Here is a 19,970-nt window from a genome sequence, read left to right on the forward strand (position 1 = left end):
ATAGTACTTGTGTTTTTATAATATCTATTTTTAGCTTTTTTATAAAAACTAAAAAAATTAATTATTTTTTTAACTCTGTAAAATAATCAAAAATTTCTGGTACGTTAGCTTGTCCCATACCTGCATCTAAAGCAGTTTGTAAATTGCTAGATGTCGCTTTTGCAATATCAGAAACAGTACCTAAATCATCCATCATTTGTACAAAATACCCTAAATCTTTATTTGCATTTGCAATTGAAAAACCTAAATCACTTACGTTATCTACAGCGTAATGCTTACAAAATTTCATAAATGGAGAGTTTGATGGACCTGAAGACATGATATCAAAAAGTTGCTGACCATCTACACCTGCTAATTTTGCAGCTGCAAAAGCTTGAGACATTGCTACAACAGTAGTCATTCCCATAAAGTTATTAATTAACTTTGTTGTGTGTCCTGCTCCTAAACCTCCTAAATAAAATACATTTTCTCCTTGCTCGTCAAGAACTGGTTTTACTTTTTCAAAAGTTTCTTTGTCACCAGCAGCCATTATATTAAGTAATCCATCTTTTGCGTGAGCTGGTGTACGCCCTAATGGTGCATCAATCATACCTGCTCCTTTTTCTGCAAGATCTTTACCTATCTTTTTAGTAGATTCTGGTATAGATGTTCCAAAATCTATTACAACAGCACCTTCTTTAATACCTGCTAAAATACCTTCTTCTCCGTAAACGATCTTTTCTACAACAGCAGAAGTAGTTAAGCAAAACATAACAATATCGCTTTTTTCAGCTAATTCTTTAGGTGAAGCTGCTTCTGTAGCATTACCACGAGCAATAACAGTTGCAACTGCATCTTTATTAAGATCCATTACTGATAATTCGTAACCTCTTTTTTGTAGGTTTTCAACCATATTTGCTCCCATAAGGCCAAGACCGATAAATCCGATAGTAGGTTTTTTCATTTTTGATTTATTTTTTAATTTTTTATTATTTGTACAAAGATATGCATCTGTTACTTAAAATAAAGTTTCACACAGAAAAAAACAAAATTCTAACAAATAAATAGGGATATTTAACATAATCCTTACATTTTACCTGTCTGTAAAATTTAAATAAGTGAAACAGATAAAGAACATAACTTTTAAGTTTGATATAAATAAATTATAACCTCAAAAAATGATTTAAAATCGAGTAGTATTTGTTTTTAATTAATAATTTAAGTACTTAAAATAGCATATTTTTAAATTTAAGTCAATCAATTTACTTGAAAGTTGATAACAAAAATTATACAAATTTATTATTTCTCTTTTTTTTATATTAAAAAAATACATTATTTGTAAACTAACCTATTATACAAACTTAAAAATGAAGTTTGTTTGGTAAAATTATAGAATTGATATAGTTTTGCCTCCGATGAGGAGTAAATTTTATAAACATTTGTTTTTAGCATGGGTAATTCTATTAAGTAGTATTGTCCATTTATATGCTGGTACAACAAACAACACTCATTTTTCTCCGTCTAACACCACTACCAAGAGTAGTATTTATGCTTCTTTTACTCAATTTAACAAAACTATCTTTAAACCTACTTCTAATTCTAGAAAAGAGATTTTAGTTATTGAAGAAATTAGTCTTGAAAATGAAGAAGAAAATGAACCAAATTCTATCAAACATAAAAATAAATCTCTTTTTGGTAATTTTATAAATACTCTTTCCTACAAAAATCTTCTTGAAAACGTTTTTTTCAAAACCAAAGAATTAGCATCTTATCAAAATTTTAATAGAAGAAACACTTCTTTAAACTTGTACATAAAATTTGAAGTATTTAGAATCTGATTTCTAAATAAAAACAGACACACTTACTTACTAATGTCTGTTAAAAAAATTCACTAACAACCACTATTATTTAATTGTAGAAGGTAATCCTCTGTCTTTTTTTTGAGGGTATTTTCTATGCTAATTTATTTTTAAAAACCAATATTTATATTATGAAAACTATGAAAAAAATTTTCATTGTGCTGTTTATTGCCTTAATTTACGTAAGCTGTAAACACAAAGAAGAAGAAAAACACGAAGAATTTAAATACCTTATAACAACCCCAATAACAAAAGACACCATAATCACAAAAGATTATGTAAGTCAAATTCATTCATTTAAACACATAGAAATTAGAGCCTTAGAAAAAGGCTATTTAAAAACAATTTCTGTTGATGAAGGTCAACATCTTAAAAAAGGTCAAAAAATGTTTAACATCATGCCAAACATTTACAGATCTGAACTTAACAAAGCTAAAGCTGAAGAAAAAGTTGCCGAAATAGAATATTTAAACACAAAACTTTTGGCAGATGAAAATGTAGTTTCTGAAAATGAATTGGCAATGTCTAAAGCTAATTTTGATAAAGCAAAAGCAGAAGTTTCTTTAGCTCAAACTCATTTAGATTTTACAGATATAAGAGCCCCTTTTAATGGTATTATGGATCATTTACATGTTAGAGAAGGTAGCTTATTAGATGAAGGAGAATTACTTACAACTTTATCTGACAATAGTAAAATGTGGGTATATTTTAATGTGCCAGAAGCAGAGTATTTAGATTACATAACAAGTACAAAAAAAGATAAAAAGCCAGAAGTTAGTTTGCAAATGGCTAATAACAAACTTTTTAATCAAACAGGAATTGTAGAAACCATAGAAGGAGATTTTAATAGCGAAACAGGTAATATTGCTTTTAGAGCTACTTTTCCTAATCCTAATGGAATTTTAAGACACGGAGAAACAGGTAATATTATTATGAACATCCCTTTTAAAGACGCTATTATTATTCCTCAAAAAACCACTTTCGAAATTTTAGATAAAAAATATGTTTTTGTTGTTGATGAAAACAATGTTTTAAGACAACAAGAAATTGAAGTAAGTGCAGAATTAGAAAACATTTTTATAGTAAGTAAAGGGCTTACAAAAAATGATAAAATTTTATTAGAAGGTTTAAGAAAAGTTAAAAATAACGAAACCATCCATAGTGAATTTGTAGCACCAGATTCAGTTTTATCAAACTTAGCACTTTACGCAGAGTAATACGAATTTAAACTACAAAAAAATGTTTAGTAAATTTATAAAAAGACCCGTTTTGGCCATTGTCATTTCTGTGATAATCGTTTTTACTGGCTTGCTTTCCATAAAGCAATTACCAATTTCTCAATTTCCACAAATTGCACCAACTACTGTAAATATTTTTATTGCATATCCTGGTTCTAGTGCAGATGTTTTAGTTAATTCTACTTTAATTCCATTAGAAACTGCCATAAACGGTGTGCAAGGAATGCGTTATATAGCTTCGGATGCAACAAGTGCTGGTGAAGGTACTTTGCGTGTAATATTTGAACCTGGTACAGACCCTAATCAAGCTGTAGTTAGGGTAAAGACCAGAGTAGACCAAGTAATGCCTTTATTACCAGAATTGGTGCAAAGAGAAGGTGTTATTATTACACCTGTACAACCTAGTATGTTAATGTATGTAAACCTTTTTAGTAAAGAAAAAAACAACGACGAAAAGTTTTTATACAACTACGCATACACCAAAATAATACCAGAAATACAACGTATAGATGGTATTGCTAGTGCAAAAATTTTAGGAAGTAGAAAATATGCAATGAGAGTTTGGTTAAAGCCAGATAGAATGAGAGCATATAATATTTCTGCGGAAGAAGTTTTAGAAGCTATGGAAGACCAAAGTATTTTGGCAAGACCTGGTAGATTGGGTAGAAGTTCTGGTAAAAAATCACAGTCTTTGGAATATGTACTTACGTATGAAAATAGATATAATAAACCAGATCAATACCAAGAAATCATAATTCGTGCTAACGAAGAAGGAGAAATTATAAAATTAGAAGATATTGCTGATGTAGAATTAGGAAGTGAGTTTTTTGATATTTATTCTAATTTAGACGGAAACCCATCTGCATCTATAGTTTTAAAACAAACTTTTGGTAGTAATGGTAGTGATGTTATAGAGGCTGTAAAAGAAAAATTAACCGAGTTAGAAGAAGAACTTCCTGCTGGTACAGAGTTTCAAATTAGTTACGATGTTTCTAACTTTTTAGATGCTTCTATAGAACAAGTAATAGACACTTTAAGAGATGCTTTCATCTTAGTAGCTTTTGTAGTTTTCTTGTTTTTAGGAGATTTACGTTCTACATTAATACCAATTATTGCTGTTCCGGTTTCTTTAATAGGTGCTTTTTTTATCATGCAATTATTTGGTTTATCTATCAACCTAATTACCCTTTTTGCATTAGTTTTAGCTATTGGTATTGTGGTAGATGATGCTATTGTAGTGGTAGAAGCTGTCCATGTAAAAATGGAAGAAAAAAATCTTACTCCTTACAAAGCGTCTTACGAAGTTTTAGGAGAAATTGGTGGAGCAATTATAGCTATTACTTTAGTAATGGTTTCTGTGTTTATTCCTATTTCTTTTATGTCTGGTCCTGTTGGGGTTTTCTATCGTCAATTTTCTATAACAATGGCAGGCTCTATAGTTATATCTGCAATTGTAGCCTTAACATTAACACCTGTACTTTGCGCCATGATGTTAAAAAACAATCATGGCAAACCTAAAAAGAAATCTCCAATAGATAAATTTATAGATTGGTTTAACAGAGGTTTTGAAAAACTGACTGGTAAATATGTAAAGGTTATCAATAAAATTGTTGCTAGAAGAGTAATTACTTTTGGAGTTTTAGTAGCTTTTTGTGCAGGTATATTTTTTACAAGTAAAGTTTTACCTGCTGGTTTTATACCTAATGAAGATCAAGGGATGATTTATGCCATCATCCAAACTCCTCCTGGTGCAACTTTAGAAAGAACAAATGAAATTGCAAAACAATTGCAAAAAATTTGTGAAGAAAACGAAGGTGTTGCTTCTGTAACTTCTTTAGCGGGTTACGAAATTATGACTGAAGGTAGAGGATCTAATGCTGGTACTTGCTTAATTAACTTAAAACCTTGGTCTGATCGTGAGCATTCTGTACATGAAATTATGGAGGAATTAGAAGAGGAAACCAAAGATTTAGGTGCTATTATAGAGTATTTTGAACCACCTGCTGTTCCTGGTTTTGGTTCTTCTGGTGGATTTTCTATGCGTTTATTAGACAAAACAAACTCTACCGATTATCATGAATTTGAAAGAATTAATAACGAATTTATTGAAGCTTTAAGTAAACGCGAAGAACTAACAGGTTTATTTACCTTCTTCTCTGCAAACTATCCGCAATTTAAATTAAAGATAGATAATAAAAAAGCAATGCAAAAAGGGGTTACTATTGGTAAGGCAATAGAAAACCTTAATATTTTAATTGGTAGTACTTACGAGCAAGGTTTTATTCGTTTTGGTCGATTTTTTAAAGTATACACACAAGCTGCACCAGAATACAGAAAATTACCTACAGATTTAGAAAAACTATATGTTAAAAATGAAGAAGGAGAAATGGTACCTTATTCTGCATTTATGTCGATAAAAAAAGAATTAGGGCCTAATGAAATTACTCGTTATAATTTATATAATTCTGCAGCTATTAGAGGCTTACCTGCAAATGGATTTACAAGTGATGACGCAATAAATGCTATAAAAGAAGTTGCAGCTAAAGAATTACCAAGAGGTTATGATATTGCTTGGGAAGGCTTAAGTTTTGATGAAGCTAAAAGAGGTAATGAATCTTTATATATTTTTATTGTTGTACTAATTTTCGTATACTTAGTTCTAGCTGCTCAATACGAAAGTTTCCTACTTCCGTTTGCGGTAATTTTATCACTACCAATAGGTATTTTTGGCTCTTTAGCCTTGTTAAAACTAATGGGACTTGCCAATGATGTCTATGCCCAAATTGGTATAATTATGCTAGTTGGTTTACTAAGTAAAAATGCTGTTTTAATTATAGAATTTGCTGTACAAAAACGTAGACAAGGTGCTACCATTTTAGAGTCGGCTATAGAAGGTGCTAAAGCAAGATTTAGACCAATTTTAATGACTTCTTTTGCTTTTATTGCAGGATTAATTCCTTTAATTATTGCCTCTGGGGCAGGTGCTATTGCCAATAAAACAATTGGTGGTTCTGCATTAGGTGGTATGTTAATTGGTACTTTATTTGGTGTTTTTATCATACCTGGATTGTATTTTATTTTCGCTAAAATGATAGATGGTAAAAGCTTAATTAAAGACGAAGCTACTTTGCCTTTATCCGAAGAAATAATGGAGAATTTTGACGACGCAGATCAAGAAACAAAACTTAAAAGAATTACAAATCTTTTAAAAAAATTAACCAAAAGAAAAAACAATGAATAATATAAAAATAAATGATTTAAAATACTTTGTGGCTGCATGCATAGGAATACTTTTGTATTCCTGTGTACCTACACAAAAGGTTAGAGAAGAAAACAAAACAGTACCTAAAACCTATGCAAATAACAACGTAGATACTCTAAATACAGCAAAAACAAATTGGAAAAACTTTTTCTCTGATATTAATTTAATTTCTTTGATTGATACCGCATTGGTTAACAATCAAGAAATGAACATAATGCTTTTAAAAGTTGATATGTTTAAAAATAAAATTAAAGCTAAAAAAGGAGAATATTTACCTTTTGTTAATTTTTATGGAGGTGCAGAAACAGAAAAAGTTGGCGCATATACAAGAAACGGCTCTGTAGAAGAACAATTAAAAATTGATGATGAAGAATTTCCAGACCCTCTGTCTAATTATTCTTTAGGCATTTCTGCTTCTTGGGAATTAGATATTTGGAAAAAGTTAAGAAACGAAAAGAAAGCTGCAGTTTTCGAATATCTTTCTTCTGTAGAAGGTAAAAAATTTATGACCACAAATTTAGTTGCAGAAATTGCCGATACTTATTACGAATTATTGGCTTTAGACAATCAATTAGATATTGTAAACCAAAATTTAGAGATTCAAAAAAATGCTTTAAAAATTGTAAAACTACAAAAGCAAGCCGCTAAAACAACAGAGTTAGCAGTTAGAAGGTTTAAAGCAGAAGTTCTAAAAAACCAAAGTGAAAAGCTAGAAATAGAACAACAAATTGTAGTTACAGAAAATAAAATTAATTTTTTAATCGGTAAAACTCCACAAAAAGTAACTAGAAAATCAGATGATTTTTTAGCGACTGCAATAGACTCTATTTATGAAGGTGTTCCATCACAATTATTGCAAAACAGACCAGATATTAGAAAGGCAGAATATGAATTAGCAGCAGCAAAATTAAATACAAAAGTAGCTAGAGCTAATTTTTATCCTTCTTTTGGTATAAAAGCAGGTGTTGGTTTAGAGTCTTTTAAAACTAAGTTTTTAACAAATACTTCAGAATCTTTAGCATACTCCTTAGTTGGTGATTTTGTAGGGCCTTTAATCAATAAAAATGCGATTAAAGCTGCTTACAAAAATGCTAACGACATGCAACTACAATCTATTTTTGAGTATGAAAAAACAATTTTAAGTGCTTATATAGAAGTTTCTAATGAACTTTCTAATATAAAAAATCTTAAAAATATTTATGATCTAAAAGAACAAGAGGTGGATGCTTTAACAGAATCTATACAATTGTCTACACGATTATTTAAAGCTGCAAGAGCAGATTATTTAGAGGTTTTATTAACCCAAAGAGAAGCTTTAGATGCTAAAATAGAATTGGTAGAAACTAAAAAAGAGCAATTAATGGCAAATGTTGCTGTTTATAAATCTTTGGGTGGTGGCTGGAACTAAAAACCACTTTTAAAAACGAATCTAAAAACCATTTCTTTTTTCAGGAATGGTTTTTTTATTTTAACTAATATTAGACCAAATTTTAGAATCTTTAGACAATGCTAAATAGGCTTTTTTAATTTTAGCATTTTCTGGTTTCGATAAGTTACCATCTTCTTGTAAAACAGCAATTGCAGTATTTCTGGCTGCTACTAAAATTTTAGAATCTTTAACAACATCGGCAATTTTAAGATTTAAAACACCACTTTGTTGTGTACCCATTAAATTTCCTGGTCCTCGTAATTTTAAATCTACCTCAGCAATTTTAAATCCATCCGTAGTATCAACCATAGTTTTTAAACGTGTTTTTCCTTCTTCAGATAATTTATAACTAGAAAGTAAAATACAATAACTTTGGTCTGCTCCTCTACCAACTCTACCTCTTAATTGATGCAATTGCGACAAACCAAAACGCTCTGAACTTTCTATAATCATAACACTTGCATTCGGTACATTTACACCAACTTCTATTACTGTTGTTGCTACCATAATTTGAGTTTCACCGTTTACAAACCGTTGCATTTCGTATTCCTTATCCGCAGGTTTCATTTGTCCGTGTACAATACTTATTTGGTATTTTGGCGATGGAAATTCTCTTGACACACTCTCATAACCATCCATTAAATCTTTATAATCCATGGCTTCAGATTCTTGAATTAAAGGATAGACAATGTACACTTGTCTTCCTTTTTCAATTTCATCTTTCATAAATTTAAAAACAGACAAACGGTTGCTATCAAAACGATGTACTGTTTTTACTTCTTTTCTTCCCGGAGGTAACTCATCAATTACAGAAATATCTAAATCGCCATAAACAGACATTGCTAAGGTTCTTGGTATTGGTGTTGCTGTCATTACTAAAATATGTGGTGGTAAAGAGTTTTTAGTCCACAATTTAGCTCTCTGTGCAACTCCAAATCTATGTTGTTCATCAATAATTGCAATTCCTAAATTATCAAATTGTACTTTATCTTCTAACAAAGCATGTGTACCAATTAAAATATGTAAAGTTCCGTCTTCTAAATTCTGATGAATCTCTCTACGCTTTTTTGTTTTTACAGAACCAGTTAGTAAATCAACATTTATATTCATGTCTTTTACCATTTCTGATATTGCATGATAATGTTGCGTTGCCAAAATTTCTGTGGGTGCCATTATTGTTGCCTGGAAACCGTTATCTATTGCCAAAAGCATGGTTAATAATGCTACAATGGTTTTACCAGAACCAACATCTCCTTGTAAAAGACGATTCATATGTGCACCAGAAGCAACATCTTTTCTAATTTCTTTTAAAACTCTTTTTTGAGCGTTTGTTAAATTAAATGGTAAATAATTGTTGTAAAAATCATTAAAATAATCAGATACATGTTCAAACACAAATCCTTTTATTTTAGTCTTGTTAATGAGCTTCTTTCTTAATAATTGTAGTTGAATAAAAAATAACTCTTCAAACTTTAAACGAGCTTGTGCTTTTGCTAAATTTTCTTGACTTTTAGGAAAGTGAACATTTAACAACGCGTCTCTTTTAGGCATCAGTTTAAAACTGTCTATAATTTCTAGAGACAAACTTTCTTCTATAACTTCAAAAAACTGTTGTAATAAATTTTGAACATAGTTTCTCATCAATTTATTAGAAACGCCAGCATTTGTTAGTTTTTCTGTTGATGGATAAATGGGTTGCATTTTACTTTGCAACTTTTTTTTATAATCTTTAACTAACTCCATTTCTGGATGAGGAATGCTAAAATTGCCGTTATAATGATTCAATTTACCATAAACTACATAAGGTTCGTTTATTTTAAGAGAATCTTTAATCCATTTTTGCCCTTTAAACCAAACCAACTCCATAGAGCCTGTTGCATCTTTAAAAGTTGCTACTAACCTACTTCCTCTTTTTTGTGCTACAGATTTTATATGAACTACTTTACCAACAATCTGTACTTCAGAAGTATTTGGTTGTAAGTCTTTAATTGCATAAAAAGTGGTTTTATCTATATAACGATTAGGGAAAAAATTTAATAAATCATTACATGTTTTTATACCCAATTCTGCATACAAAAGAGCGGCTCTTTGTACACTAATTCCTTTTATATATGTAATTGGGTAACTTAAATTCAATTTTAAAAATATAAATAACGAAAATACAGAAATCTCTATTAAAATCTTATAATTTAAGTCAAATTGAATTTAAATTCTTTCATTTTTTATCATCTCATCATGTATAATGATGCTAAAACTAAAAACATCTTTCTATTAAAGAATCTCTTAAAAATAACCATTTAAATTTTAAAATTTAATCTTTATAGAAAGCGCTTTATAAATGAAAAATCATCTAAAATGACACTTATCTATTTTCAATTATTTTTATTTTCTAAAAAATATTGACATGTAAATACCATATTCTGTAGATACTCTTTTTTTTGTGAATAAAGTATGCCATTTTGTTAAAAACTATTATGAAAATATATGGATAAAAAGCGGTAAATTTACTTAATAACTAGACTATTACCCATAATAACATAAATGAATTTAGAAAAATTACACATATTGTTATGCATTTATATTTTGCTTGATGCCCTTTTATCGAGTAAATGTATGGTCTGTCTTTTTTTGATTACAAATGGAGTTAAAAACGCAAGTAAAAATTTAAATTCTAAAACTATATTAACACCATTATTTTCACCACAAACCACTTTGCAAAAAAAGCAAGTTTCTATGGTTTCAATTTATAAAATAAAAGCACTTTTTAGACCTTTTAAAAAGTTTGATTTTTTCTTAAATCATATTTTTTTCAACACATAAATCCAACAAAAAAGAGATAAAAATCAAAAGGATTTTTATGAATAAAAGCGCAAAAATGGTTGATTTTTGCGCTTTTTTGGCCCATATGCGTCCGTATGCAACTTTTATCGCGTCTTGACGCAGTTGTAACTGCATCAAGACGGAGTAAAAACTCCATCAAGATGCATTTTCAAAAGCATAAATAAACCTAAATATTTGCTTTTTGGGTAAAAAAAACACTTTTCACAAGGCTTTTTCTCCTTTTTTTCCGGTCAAAAAAAGCTTAAAAACAGCCTAATTAAATATCAAAAAAAGTAAAAAAAGAGGTGATTTATTTGAAAAATAAATTGAATTATTGTGATTAAAAAGCACATTTTTTTCAAGCTATAAACTACCTTTTACAAGACATTAAAAAGAATAAAATGCCACTAAATAATGTAAAATTCATCAACTTTTATAAAAGCTTAACAGTACTCTTTTTTTTAAAAAAAAACAAGAAATATAATATCTTAAACAATTGATATATAGGTTTAAAAAATATTTTAAAAAAAGATTGTGTTATTCTATTTTAATATTAAATTTGTAGCAATTAGAACAATATTTTACCCCCAAAAATATTTAAAACAGAAAAGCATTTATGGGAAAAATATTATTTAATAATTTAAGAAAGAAAGATCAAACTAATTTTATTTTTGTTTCTTATTGGCTTTTGTATTTTACAATAAATAAAAGTTACCTCCCTCAAACAAATATAGTACAGACCATTAAAAATATTAAGTTAAACGTTAATCACTTTAAATAGAAAAGGTGTTAATGCAGTACTACCCCCCTATTTCATCTTGCATTTAGCATTTTCTTATGCTCTTATTATAAATAGGTTTTAAGAGTTATTAATTCCCCCACTATATTTTTTTACAATCGTAATTTGATGAAACCTTATAAGTTTCAAATCTTTTACATGTAGTTAAATAAATTAAAAAATAAGTTAGGTTATTAAATAGAAAACAATGTCTAAAAATCAAAAAAAATTAAAATTATTTGCAAAAATAATTGGGTTAAAATTTTATGTATCTCTTTTATTCTTCTGTATTAATTTAAATACACAAGCACAATCCAATTTAAATTGCAGTAATTATGATTATACTATTAATACAAATATAACTGGTAATTATACTTTTCAAACAGGGATAACTCGTATTATTGGTGATGTAAGCTTTTCAAATGCCAATGTTACATTTCAAAATGATGCCATAATTTGTATTGCTAATGGAAATTCATTAACATTTAGTAACTCAAGTAATTTTCAGACCAACTCCGGATCTAATCTATCTTTTGAGTTAGGTGGAGCATTAAATTTTACTAATAACCCTAATTTTAATAACAACGTAAATATAACTACAAGTATTTCCGGAAGTTTAACAACATCCAATTCCATTAGCTTTAAGGGTAATAATACTTTTTTTAATGAAGGAACTATAACTGTGGGTGCGGGTGCATCTATAGAGTTTACTGCTAATAGCGTTAATGAATTTGATAACCTTGGTACTGTAAATATTTCAGGACAAATTAATGGGTCTAATATGGGGGCTAGTAGTTTTAGAAACCAAAACTACATGTCTGTTAACAATAATTTTAATATTAGTCCTAATACAATTTTAATAAATTGTGGTACGCTTGATTCTGGAACAGCTTTTAATACAAATGGAGGAAGGGTTGTAAATACAGGAGAATTTAACATTTTAAGCGGAAGTTTAGACATGACCAAATCTAGCGGTTTATTTCAAAACTATGGAACATTTACATCTTCTGGAAATGTAAATATATCCGGAGGAGAATTTTATACAGAAGGATACTCTAATATTGGTGATAAAATACAAGGTACTGGATATGTAACAGGACCAGAATCAGACTCAAAAACAGGATATATAAAATTAACAAATAAAGCTGATGGTTTTAATGGTAATGTTGGACCAAATTTAAATATTGATTTTACTTTTAATGGCGCCCCTTTTCCAAGCTCTACGGTAGATAGTACTGTTACTTATAATTGTACAGGCACGGGTTGTACAAACCCAATGGATACTACAGAAGTTTGTGCTAATTTAGATGGAACCATAGATCCAGAAATAGGTATAGATTCTGATGGAGACGGTATACCAGATAGTGAAGATTTAGATGATGATAATGATGGTATTCCAGATTATCTAGAAGAAAATTGTAGTATAGATGTAGACCCTATAGGTACAAAACCTACAACAGAAAGCGGTGTAAATATTGTAGACGCCCTATATACAGACTATAATGGTTTTTGGCAATCTTCTGCCTCTTCTTACAATGCCACAAAACCAGACAATCATTTTAATTTATTGGCATTTTCTGTTGGAGCCAATTCATACGCAACTGGGGTTGCAAACGATCGCTTAATAGATAGCGATAATAACGGATTATATGATGGAATAGACACCAATAATGATGGAACTATAGATGTTACACTTACCGAAACAAGTTGGAGTAACTTACCTCCTACAAACCCAATAACAAATGGTGTTATATTAGAAGCAGCTCTTTTAGATGGAGATGCATCTAATGCTAACGGGCCTCTACTTACAAGCTTATCTGGTCCTTATAATCCCTACTTATCTCAGGGTACAAGAGGTTTTAATATGGCATACGGTGTTGCAAACCTTAACAGTACTTTTTATTTTAATTTAGAATCTATTACTAACGGAGCTATTAGTGACGGAGAGCCAGACATCTTATTAACTCAAATTGCTGTACCCTCTACTAGCACTAGTAACCCTACAAGCAATACCCTGTATCTTTTAGATGAAGAAGGTAACTATCTTGGACAAGGGGTTAATATTAATTGGAGAAATGTAGCACCAATGGGAGAGTACATTGTAGACCAATATGCTCAAAATGGTAGTAATACTCAAGCAAACGCAACAAAACCTATTAGAATGTTAGCCGTAGAATTAAGTGAATTTAATTTAACTGCTAGTGAACAAGTTAAAGTAGCTACTTTAAGAGTAGATATTTCTGATACTGCCGATGTTACTTTTTTTGCAACTAATGATAATTCATTTTCTAGTAAATGTTTTGATAAAGATACCGATGGTGACGGAATTCCTAACAGATTAGATTTAGACTCAGATAACGACGGGATTCCTGATATTGTAGAAGCTGGCGGAACTGATATAGATGGTAATGGTAAAGTAGATAATATCAATGCAGATGGAACATTAATTAATGATGTAAACCAAAATGGTTTAGATGATTTGTATGATGCATCTATTGGTGGTACTGATATTACAAACCCAGATACCGATAATGATGGAATACCTGATAGTTTAGATCTAGATTCTGACAACGATGGAATACCAGATGTTGTAGAACTTGGTGGTACAGATACTAATGGAGATGGTAAAGCAGACAATTTTGTAGATATAGATGAAGATGGGTTTAATGATGTTGTAGATGGAGATGTTGGTAATGATGGAACATCAGAAAACACAGCTAATGCTTTAGTTATAACAGGAGCAGACACTACCGGAGACGGAGCTCCAGACAATTATCCAAATGGAGATTTTGACGGAGACGGTATCTTAAATCATTTAGATTTAGACTCAGATAATGATGGAATATTAGATGTTGTAGAAGCCGGAGGAACGGATGATGATAGAGATGGAAAAGCAGATAGTTTTATAGATGCAGATAATGATGGTTTTAATGATACGGTAGACGGAGACCCAATAAATGTATTAGATCCTGGTTATGACGGTTCTGGATCTAACACTAACAATGCTTTAATTTTAACCGAAGCTGACGCTAATGGAGATGGTACACCAGACGGCTATCTTAATGGAGATACTGATAACGATGGTTATTTAGATTATATAGATATTGATGCTGATAACGATGGAATACCAGACAATATAGAAGGACAATCAACAATTGGTTACACTCCTCCATCTGGTCTAAATATCACTGATAATAATAACAATGGAGTTGACGATAATTATGAAAATGGAGCTATTCTTGGTTTAGAGGTTGTAGATACTGATTCTGATGAAACCCCAGATTATTTAGATTCAGATTCTGATAATGATGGTATTTTAGATATTATAGAAAATGGAGATACCGACAATTCCGTTTCTGGAAATGATTCTGATGGTGATGGTTTAGATGATGCTTTTGATGATAATAATAATGCTTTAATTGTAAGCAACACTGTTAATGATGGTTTAGATCCTAATAATACAGTTACAGACATAAACTCTTTAATAGCTTCTTTTGGAGACGAAGACAATAATGCAACAACAACCGGAGATGTAGATTACAGAGATGCTTTAGATACTGACCAAGATGGGATTCCTGATTTGGTTGACATAGATGATGATAATGACGGTATTTTAGACACAGAAGAAGGATGTGGAGAATTAATTGTAAATGGTAGTTTTGAAGTGCAAGACTTTTCAGATACAACAGAATTTCCAGATGGTTTTACAGACGCTTCAGGTACATTTATAGGTACAAGTTATAATACAAACACATTAACAGGTTGGTCTTATACTCAAAACTTAGATGGTTGGGTTGGCGATCAATCACCTAGTTGGACCAATTCAATTACTTTTGCAAGTGCTTATCATGGTAATCAATACATAGATGTTATAGGTAACAACGACCAAACAGGTGGTGTAAGTAATATTCTTTCTCAAAATATAAATACCATTCCAGGTAACAGCTATACTATTTCATTTTATTGGGGAGAAGATGTTGGTCATGAAGTTGATCAAGATGTTACTTTAGATGTTGATGTTTTAGATTCCTCAAACACCTCTATTTTTAATGAAACTCTAACAGCAAAAGCAGAGGGGAATGTAAAAGGTATTGTAGGACCTAAAAAATGGTATTATTTTTCTCAAGTTTTTACAGCTACAACATCAGAGACTACCATTCAATTTGTGGGTACACCTCCACCAACAGGATCATTAGGTGCAGGAGTTGATATAGATTATGTAAGTGTTACATCAAATACATGCAGAGACACAGACCAAGACGGTATTCCAGATAGTTTAGATTTAGATTCTGATAATGATGGTATTCCTGATAATATAGAAGCACAGTCAACTATTGGATATCTACCTCCTACAGGTCTTGATTCTGACAACGACGGTTTAGATAACGCCTATGATATAACACCAAATGGTGATGAATTTGGTACAGGATCTCTAGGATTATCTCCTGTTAATACAGATGAAAATGCAAATACTGGTTCAGATGAAGTTCCTGATTATTTAGACTTAGATTCAGATGGAGATGGTTTTTATGATATTGTAGAATCTGGTAGTAATTTAGCTAATGATGGCAATGGTATGGTTACCGGTAATGTAGGTGTTAATGGTTTAGTGGATACTATTGAAACAGGAGATACAGACCTAGGATATACAGATGTAAACGGAGAGTATGATGATACTCAAGCAGATAATTTTACTGATGAAGATGGAGATGCATTAACAATTGGTGATGTAGATTATAGAGATACAACTTTAGATGGAGTGCCAATGATTACTCAGGTGTATCAATTTGAAAATGAGCGTTGGATAGAAGTAACAAATGTTAGTAAAACCTATAGTATTGGTGCTGATCTTATTTTAATTCAATATTATAATGATCAAGTAGGCGATTTATCTGGCATTATACCAACAGCCAGTTACCAAGTTACAAATTCTCTAAATCCTGGTCAATCTGTAATTATCGGTAATACAAACAATTCTATTACTAATATTAATAGTGGCGCTATTTCTATAACAGATGATAGTTTAACAAATTTTGAAGGAGCAAACGATTTGATTACTTTATCAAGAACATCAGATGCTACTTCTTATGCAAATAGATATGATGTTGTAGCATCTTTTGCAGACAAAACTTCTTATGTAAGAATTGATGAAACATTAGTACCTAATAAAGATTATAATGTAGATGAATGGGTGGTATTTATAGATGATGCAATTGTTTCTTATGAATCAGATTCAGACGATATTTTATCAAGTACAATAGTAAGAAGACATCCACATGATCCTTTAATATCAGAAATTGTAAATTCTTCTGACAATGTAAATACACAATTAGGTTTACATAACATAGATATTACAACAAGATTAAGTAATAATACTTGGTCTAATGGAGCTCCAGACAGATCTCGTTTTGTAATTATTAATGAAAATTACAACCATACAGATAGTCGTTTTAGCGCTAGAAAGTTAACTGTTAACACTTCAAAAAAATTAGGAGTAACAGACCAATTATTAGTAGTTACTAACAATATTGTTTTAGATGGACAAATTAGGTTAATTAGTTCTGACAATACAAACAAAGCACAATTGGTACAAACTCATACTTCTACAAATCAAGTTACGGGCTCGGGCAAATTGTTAATCGATCAAAACTCAGAAGTACCTAGTTTGTATCGCTATAATTATATGAGTTCTCCTGTTAATACAGCAGAAAACTCTTATAAATACACTATAAGAGACGTTTTAAAAGACGGGTCAAATCCATTATCATACGATGGTTTAATTATTAATACAGCTAATGGTATCGCTAGAGATATTACATTTATTAGTGGTTATGATGGAGATAAGACTACAACCCCTATTTCTTTAGCAGATTACTGGATGTATACTTTTGCACCAAGTACCGATGGATATTCTAATTGGGAACACAAATGGAATGATGGTTTTATTGGAAGTGGAGAAGGCTTTATTTTTAAAGGACCTGGTCAAGCCCAAAATTATACCTTTTTCGGTTCTCCTAATGATGGTATCTTTAACACACCTAAAGCACTTACAGGAAATCAAGAATATTTAATAGGTAACCCTTATGCTTCTGCACTTAATGTTAATAAATTTATAGAAGACAATATAAACACAATAACAGGCTCTCTTTATTTCTGGGAACATAAAGAAAGTGCTTTGGGAGAAGGTGTAGGAATTGATGGACATATTTTTGCAGGATATATTGGTGGTTACGCTGTTAGAAATAGCGCAATGGGCTTAGCTGCTAATAGTGTAAATAATTCTAGTAATGACAATAACGGTACTTCTGGAGTTGGTGAAAACGAAAACTACCAAACACCAGGACCTTACGTAGCTATTGCACAGGGCTTTATGATTGTTGGGGATAGTGATGGTGGTACTATTGAGTTTAACAACAGTCAAAGAGAATACGTTACAGAGGAAGATGCTAATCAATCTGTTTTTTATAAAACAGGAGAAACAACAGGCAAAACAGCCACAAAAAACACTTCTGATTTATTACCAATCTTAAAATTAGGTTTTGGCTATAAGAACAAAGAAGAATTACAGTTACACCGTCAAATAGGTATTTCGTTTAAAGCAGGTAATTCTTTTGAATTTGACAAAGGATATGATGCTACCATATTTGATATTGGAACCACAGATATCTATTGGAAGTTTTCTGATGATGAAGCAAAATATATAATTGCAGGAGTACAAGAAATTTCGGTAGATTTAGAAATTCCATTAGAAATTGTAATGGATTATTCTGGTGAAATTACATTAACTATTGATGAGCTACAAAATGTACCTGAAGAGGTATTTATTACAGATAAATTAACAGGTATTTCTTATCCAGTAATAGACAATGTGGTTCACTTAACTTTAGATACTGGTGTTTATTCTGATAGATTTGTATTAGCTTTTAAAGAAGAAAGTAGTTTAAATAGTAATAATGATATTTTAGATACGTCTTTACGTATTTATGCAGACAATACAAATAATCAAATTGTTATAAATAAACAGATCGATTTATTAATTAATAGTGTACAATTGTATAATATTTTAGGTAAACAAATAAGTACTTGGCAAATAACAACACAAGAAAATGTTTATCAATTAAATGTAGCAACACACTTACCATCGGGTGTTTATGTTGTAAAACTAAACAGCAATCAAGGAACTTTTAATAAAAAAGTGGTGATAGAATAAATAACATTTTAATTCAATTTAAAAAGAAAACCGTTGAAAAATAGTCTTTTTTTTCAACGGTTTTTAAGTTTTAACTAGTTTTTATTTTCTTTTTTCTAGGTAGATTGTTTTCGTATTTAAAAGGTATGTAATATTAAAATCTAAAAGCATTTGTTGCCCTATTAAACCATCAGCTTTCCTTTTTGAATTTTTATTCAGTGGGTCAACTTCAAAAATAGCAGGAATATTTTTCCATTCTACTGAAGCAAATTTAGCTGATGATATTTTACCTTTTAAATTACTTGTAATTGTAGCATCTGCGCCAAACCCTTTTCTTATTTTATATTTTTTCTTAGGTTTAATTAAATTGTGTTTAATAACAGCATTATTGTGGAATGTTAAATAGTTAGGAGCACCTGTATCAATTTTTACAATCAATGTTATACTTTTTTCACTTCCTTTCGGTATTATTTCTATTGGCAAGCCAAAATGATTTGATTCAAGATCTATAAGCTTTAGTGATTTTGCATTGCCTTTATATTTATAATTAGCTTCTTTAAAAAGCTGTATTTCCATCAAATCAATGTTGGTTTCTACAATGGCAAGTTTTAATAAGTCGTATCCTATAATGCCATCAACATTAACTTTTAAATGTTTGCTTATGTGACTTAAATCCATTAAAAACAACGAAATGTCATCTGTTTTAAAGTTTTTACTGAACTTTAATTTATTTAATGAAGACTCTTTTGTTTCTATAGTTTTACCTGAGGTTCCTATTCTTGTAGTTGCAGAAATATTTAATTTAAGCCTATTAGCAATTTTAGTATCAATTACAGTAACTCCTGCTCCCGAATCGAACATAAAGTTCAAAGGTTCTTTCGAATTATTAATATGTAATTTAAAAAAGATTAAATTATCAACTAATTTAAAAGGGAGTTTGTCAATTAATTCTTGAGAAAAAACAGAAATGTTTGTCAGAAATAATAAAACAATTAAAATAAGTTTCTTCATACTGCATTTAGTGTTAAAGTTACCTTTAAATTTTCCTTTTTGTTTTCTCTAATTTTAATTTCAATTCCTGAATTTCAGCATTTTTATCTTTCACCTCCATTTGAAAATATTTTAAACTTGTAAACAAATATATTAGTACAAAAATATTTCTGTATTCTATCAAATTATATTTCGCCAAGAAATTAAATTTGCACGAAATCCATAAAACTACAAATAATCCAATTGATACTATAGAAATTATTTTTAATGTTTTTTTCATTTCATTTTAAGTTAGACTGCGTTCTTCTAGTAAATAACAAACACTTTTATATATCTGTATGTATAATTTATATTCAAAAAAAAGGTTTTATAACTAAAATACAGAAATCTCTATAAATATTTTAAAGTGTGATTTCTTTTAATAAA

General features: G+C 30.0%; 9 protein-coding genes and 1 pseudogene. 6 read left to right on the top strand and 4 right to left on the bottom strand.

Going from position 1 to position 19,970, the window contains the following annotated elements; translation table 11 throughout:
• Positions 1-61 precede the first annotated feature (61 nt).
• Positions 62-949, bottom strand: a pseudogene (locus KI686_RS11200) (NAD(P)-dependent oxidoreductase); the annotation flags it as partial.
• Between the two features lie 445 nt (positions 950-1,394).
• Between KI686_RS11200 and KI686_RS11205 the strand changes: the two are divergent.
• From KI686_RS11205 to KI686_RS11220, 4 genes are all read left to right on the top strand, one after another.
• The gene (locus KI686_RS11205; RefSeq protein ID WP_237589379.1) at positions 1,395-1,817 is read left to right on the top strand and encodes a hypothetical protein; all 423 of its coding nucleotides are present in this window, start codon (positions 1,395-1,397) and stop codon (positions 1,815-1,817) included.
• Positions 1,818-1,978: 161 nt separating this feature from the next.
• Positions 1,979-3,055 (top strand): efflux RND transporter periplasmic adaptor subunit, encoded by a 1,077-nt coding sequence (locus KI686_RS11210; protein WP_237589380.1) that lies wholly within the window; start codon positions 1,979-1,981, stop codon positions 3,053-3,055.
• Positions 3,056-3,077: 22 nt separating this feature from the next.
• Positions 3,078-6,317, top strand: coding sequence for an efflux RND transporter permease subunit (locus tag KI686_RS11215; RefSeq protein WP_237589381.1), 3,240 nt, complete (start codon positions 3,078-3,080; stop codon positions 6,315-6,317).
• Positions 6,310-7,746 carry a TolC family protein gene (locus tag KI686_RS11220; protein WP_237589382.1) on the top strand — a complete coding sequence of 479 codons (1,437 nt, stop codon included), beginning with the start codon at positions 6,310-6,312 and terminating at the stop codon, positions 7,744-7,746. The genes KI686_RS11215 and KI686_RS11220 overlap by 8 nt, the downstream gene beginning before the upstream one ends.
• Positions 7,747-7,806: 60 nt before the next feature.
• On the opposite strand, the gene recG is transcribed toward KI686_RS11220, so the two are convergent.
• Positions 7,807-9,903, bottom strand: a complete 2,097-nt coding sequence (gene recG / locus KI686_RS11225; protein ID WP_237589383.1) for an ATP-dependent DNA helicase RecG — start codon at positions 9,901-9,903, stop codon at positions 7,807-7,809.
• 405 nt (positions 9,904-10,308) lie between these two features.
• Between recG and KI686_RS11230 the strand changes: the two genes are divergently transcribed.
• Both KI686_RS11230 and KI686_RS11235 read left to right on the top strand, forming a co-directional pair.
• On the top strand, positions 10,309-10,587 hold the full coding sequence (locus KI686_RS11230) for a hypothetical protein (protein ID WP_237589384.1): 279 nt from the start codon (positions 10,309-10,311) through the stop codon (positions 10,585-10,587).
• 986 nt (positions 10,588-11,573) lie between these two features.
• Positions 11,574-18,575, top strand: coding sequence for a T9SS type A sorting domain-containing protein (locus KI686_RS11235; RefSeq protein ID WP_237589385.1), 7,002 nt, complete (start codon positions 11,574-11,576; stop codon positions 18,573-18,575).
• Between the two features lie 81 nt (positions 18,576-18,656).
• On the opposite strand, the gene KI686_RS11240 is transcribed toward KI686_RS11235, so the two are convergent.
• Both KI686_RS11240 and KI686_RS11245 read right to left on the bottom strand, forming a co-directional pair.
• Complete coding sequence (locus KI686_RS11240; protein WP_237589386.1) at positions 18,657-19,565, bottom strand: retropepsin-like aspartic protease; 909 nt, start codon at positions 19,563-19,565, stop codon at positions 18,657-18,659.
• 25 nt (positions 19,566-19,590) lie between these two features.
• A complete protein-coding gene (locus tag KI686_RS11245; RefSeq protein ID WP_237589387.1) occupies positions 19,591-19,824 on the bottom strand; it encodes a hypothetical protein in 234 nt (77 codons plus the stop codon).
• Positions 19,825-19,970 lie beyond the last annotated feature (146 nt).

The organism is Polaribacter sargassicola, assembly GCF_021991835.1.
GTDB classification, from domain to species: Bacteria; Bacteroidota; Bacteroidia; order Flavobacteriales; family Flavobacteriaceae; genus Polaribacter; species Polaribacter sargassicola.

Excerpts from the sequence above, each read along its gene's own strand:
- KI686_RS11205 (WP_237589379.1), top strand. The coding sequence starts at position 1,395 with ATGAGGAGTAAATTTTATAAACATTTGTTTTTAGCATGGGTAATTCTA.
- KI686_RS11210 (WP_237589380.1), top strand. The coding sequence starts at position 1,979 with ATGAAAAAAATTTTCATTGTGCTGTTTATTGCCTTAATTTACGTAAGC.
- KI686_RS11215 (WP_237589381.1), top strand. The coding sequence starts at position 3,078 with ATGTTTAGTAAATTTATAAAAAGACCCGTTTTGGCCATTGTCATTTCT.
- KI686_RS11220 (WP_237589382.1), top strand. The coding sequence starts at position 6,310 with ATGAATAATATAAAAATAAATGATTTAAAATACTTTGTGGCTGCATGC.
- KI686_RS11230 (WP_237589384.1), top strand. The coding sequence starts at position 10,309 with ATGAATTTAGAAAAATTACACATATTGTTATGCATTTATATTTTGCTT.
- KI686_RS11235 (WP_237589385.1), top strand. The coding sequence starts at position 11,574 with ATGTCTAAAAATCAAAAAAAATTAAAATTATTTGCAAAAATAATTGGG.
- KI686_RS11240 (WP_237589386.1), bottom strand. The coding sequence starts at position 19,565 with ATGAAGAAACTTATTTTAATTGTTTTATTATTTCTGACAAACATTTCT.
- KI686_RS11245 (WP_237589387.1), bottom strand. The coding sequence starts at position 19,824 with ATGAAAAAAACATTAAAAATAATTTCTATAGTATCAATTGGATTATTT.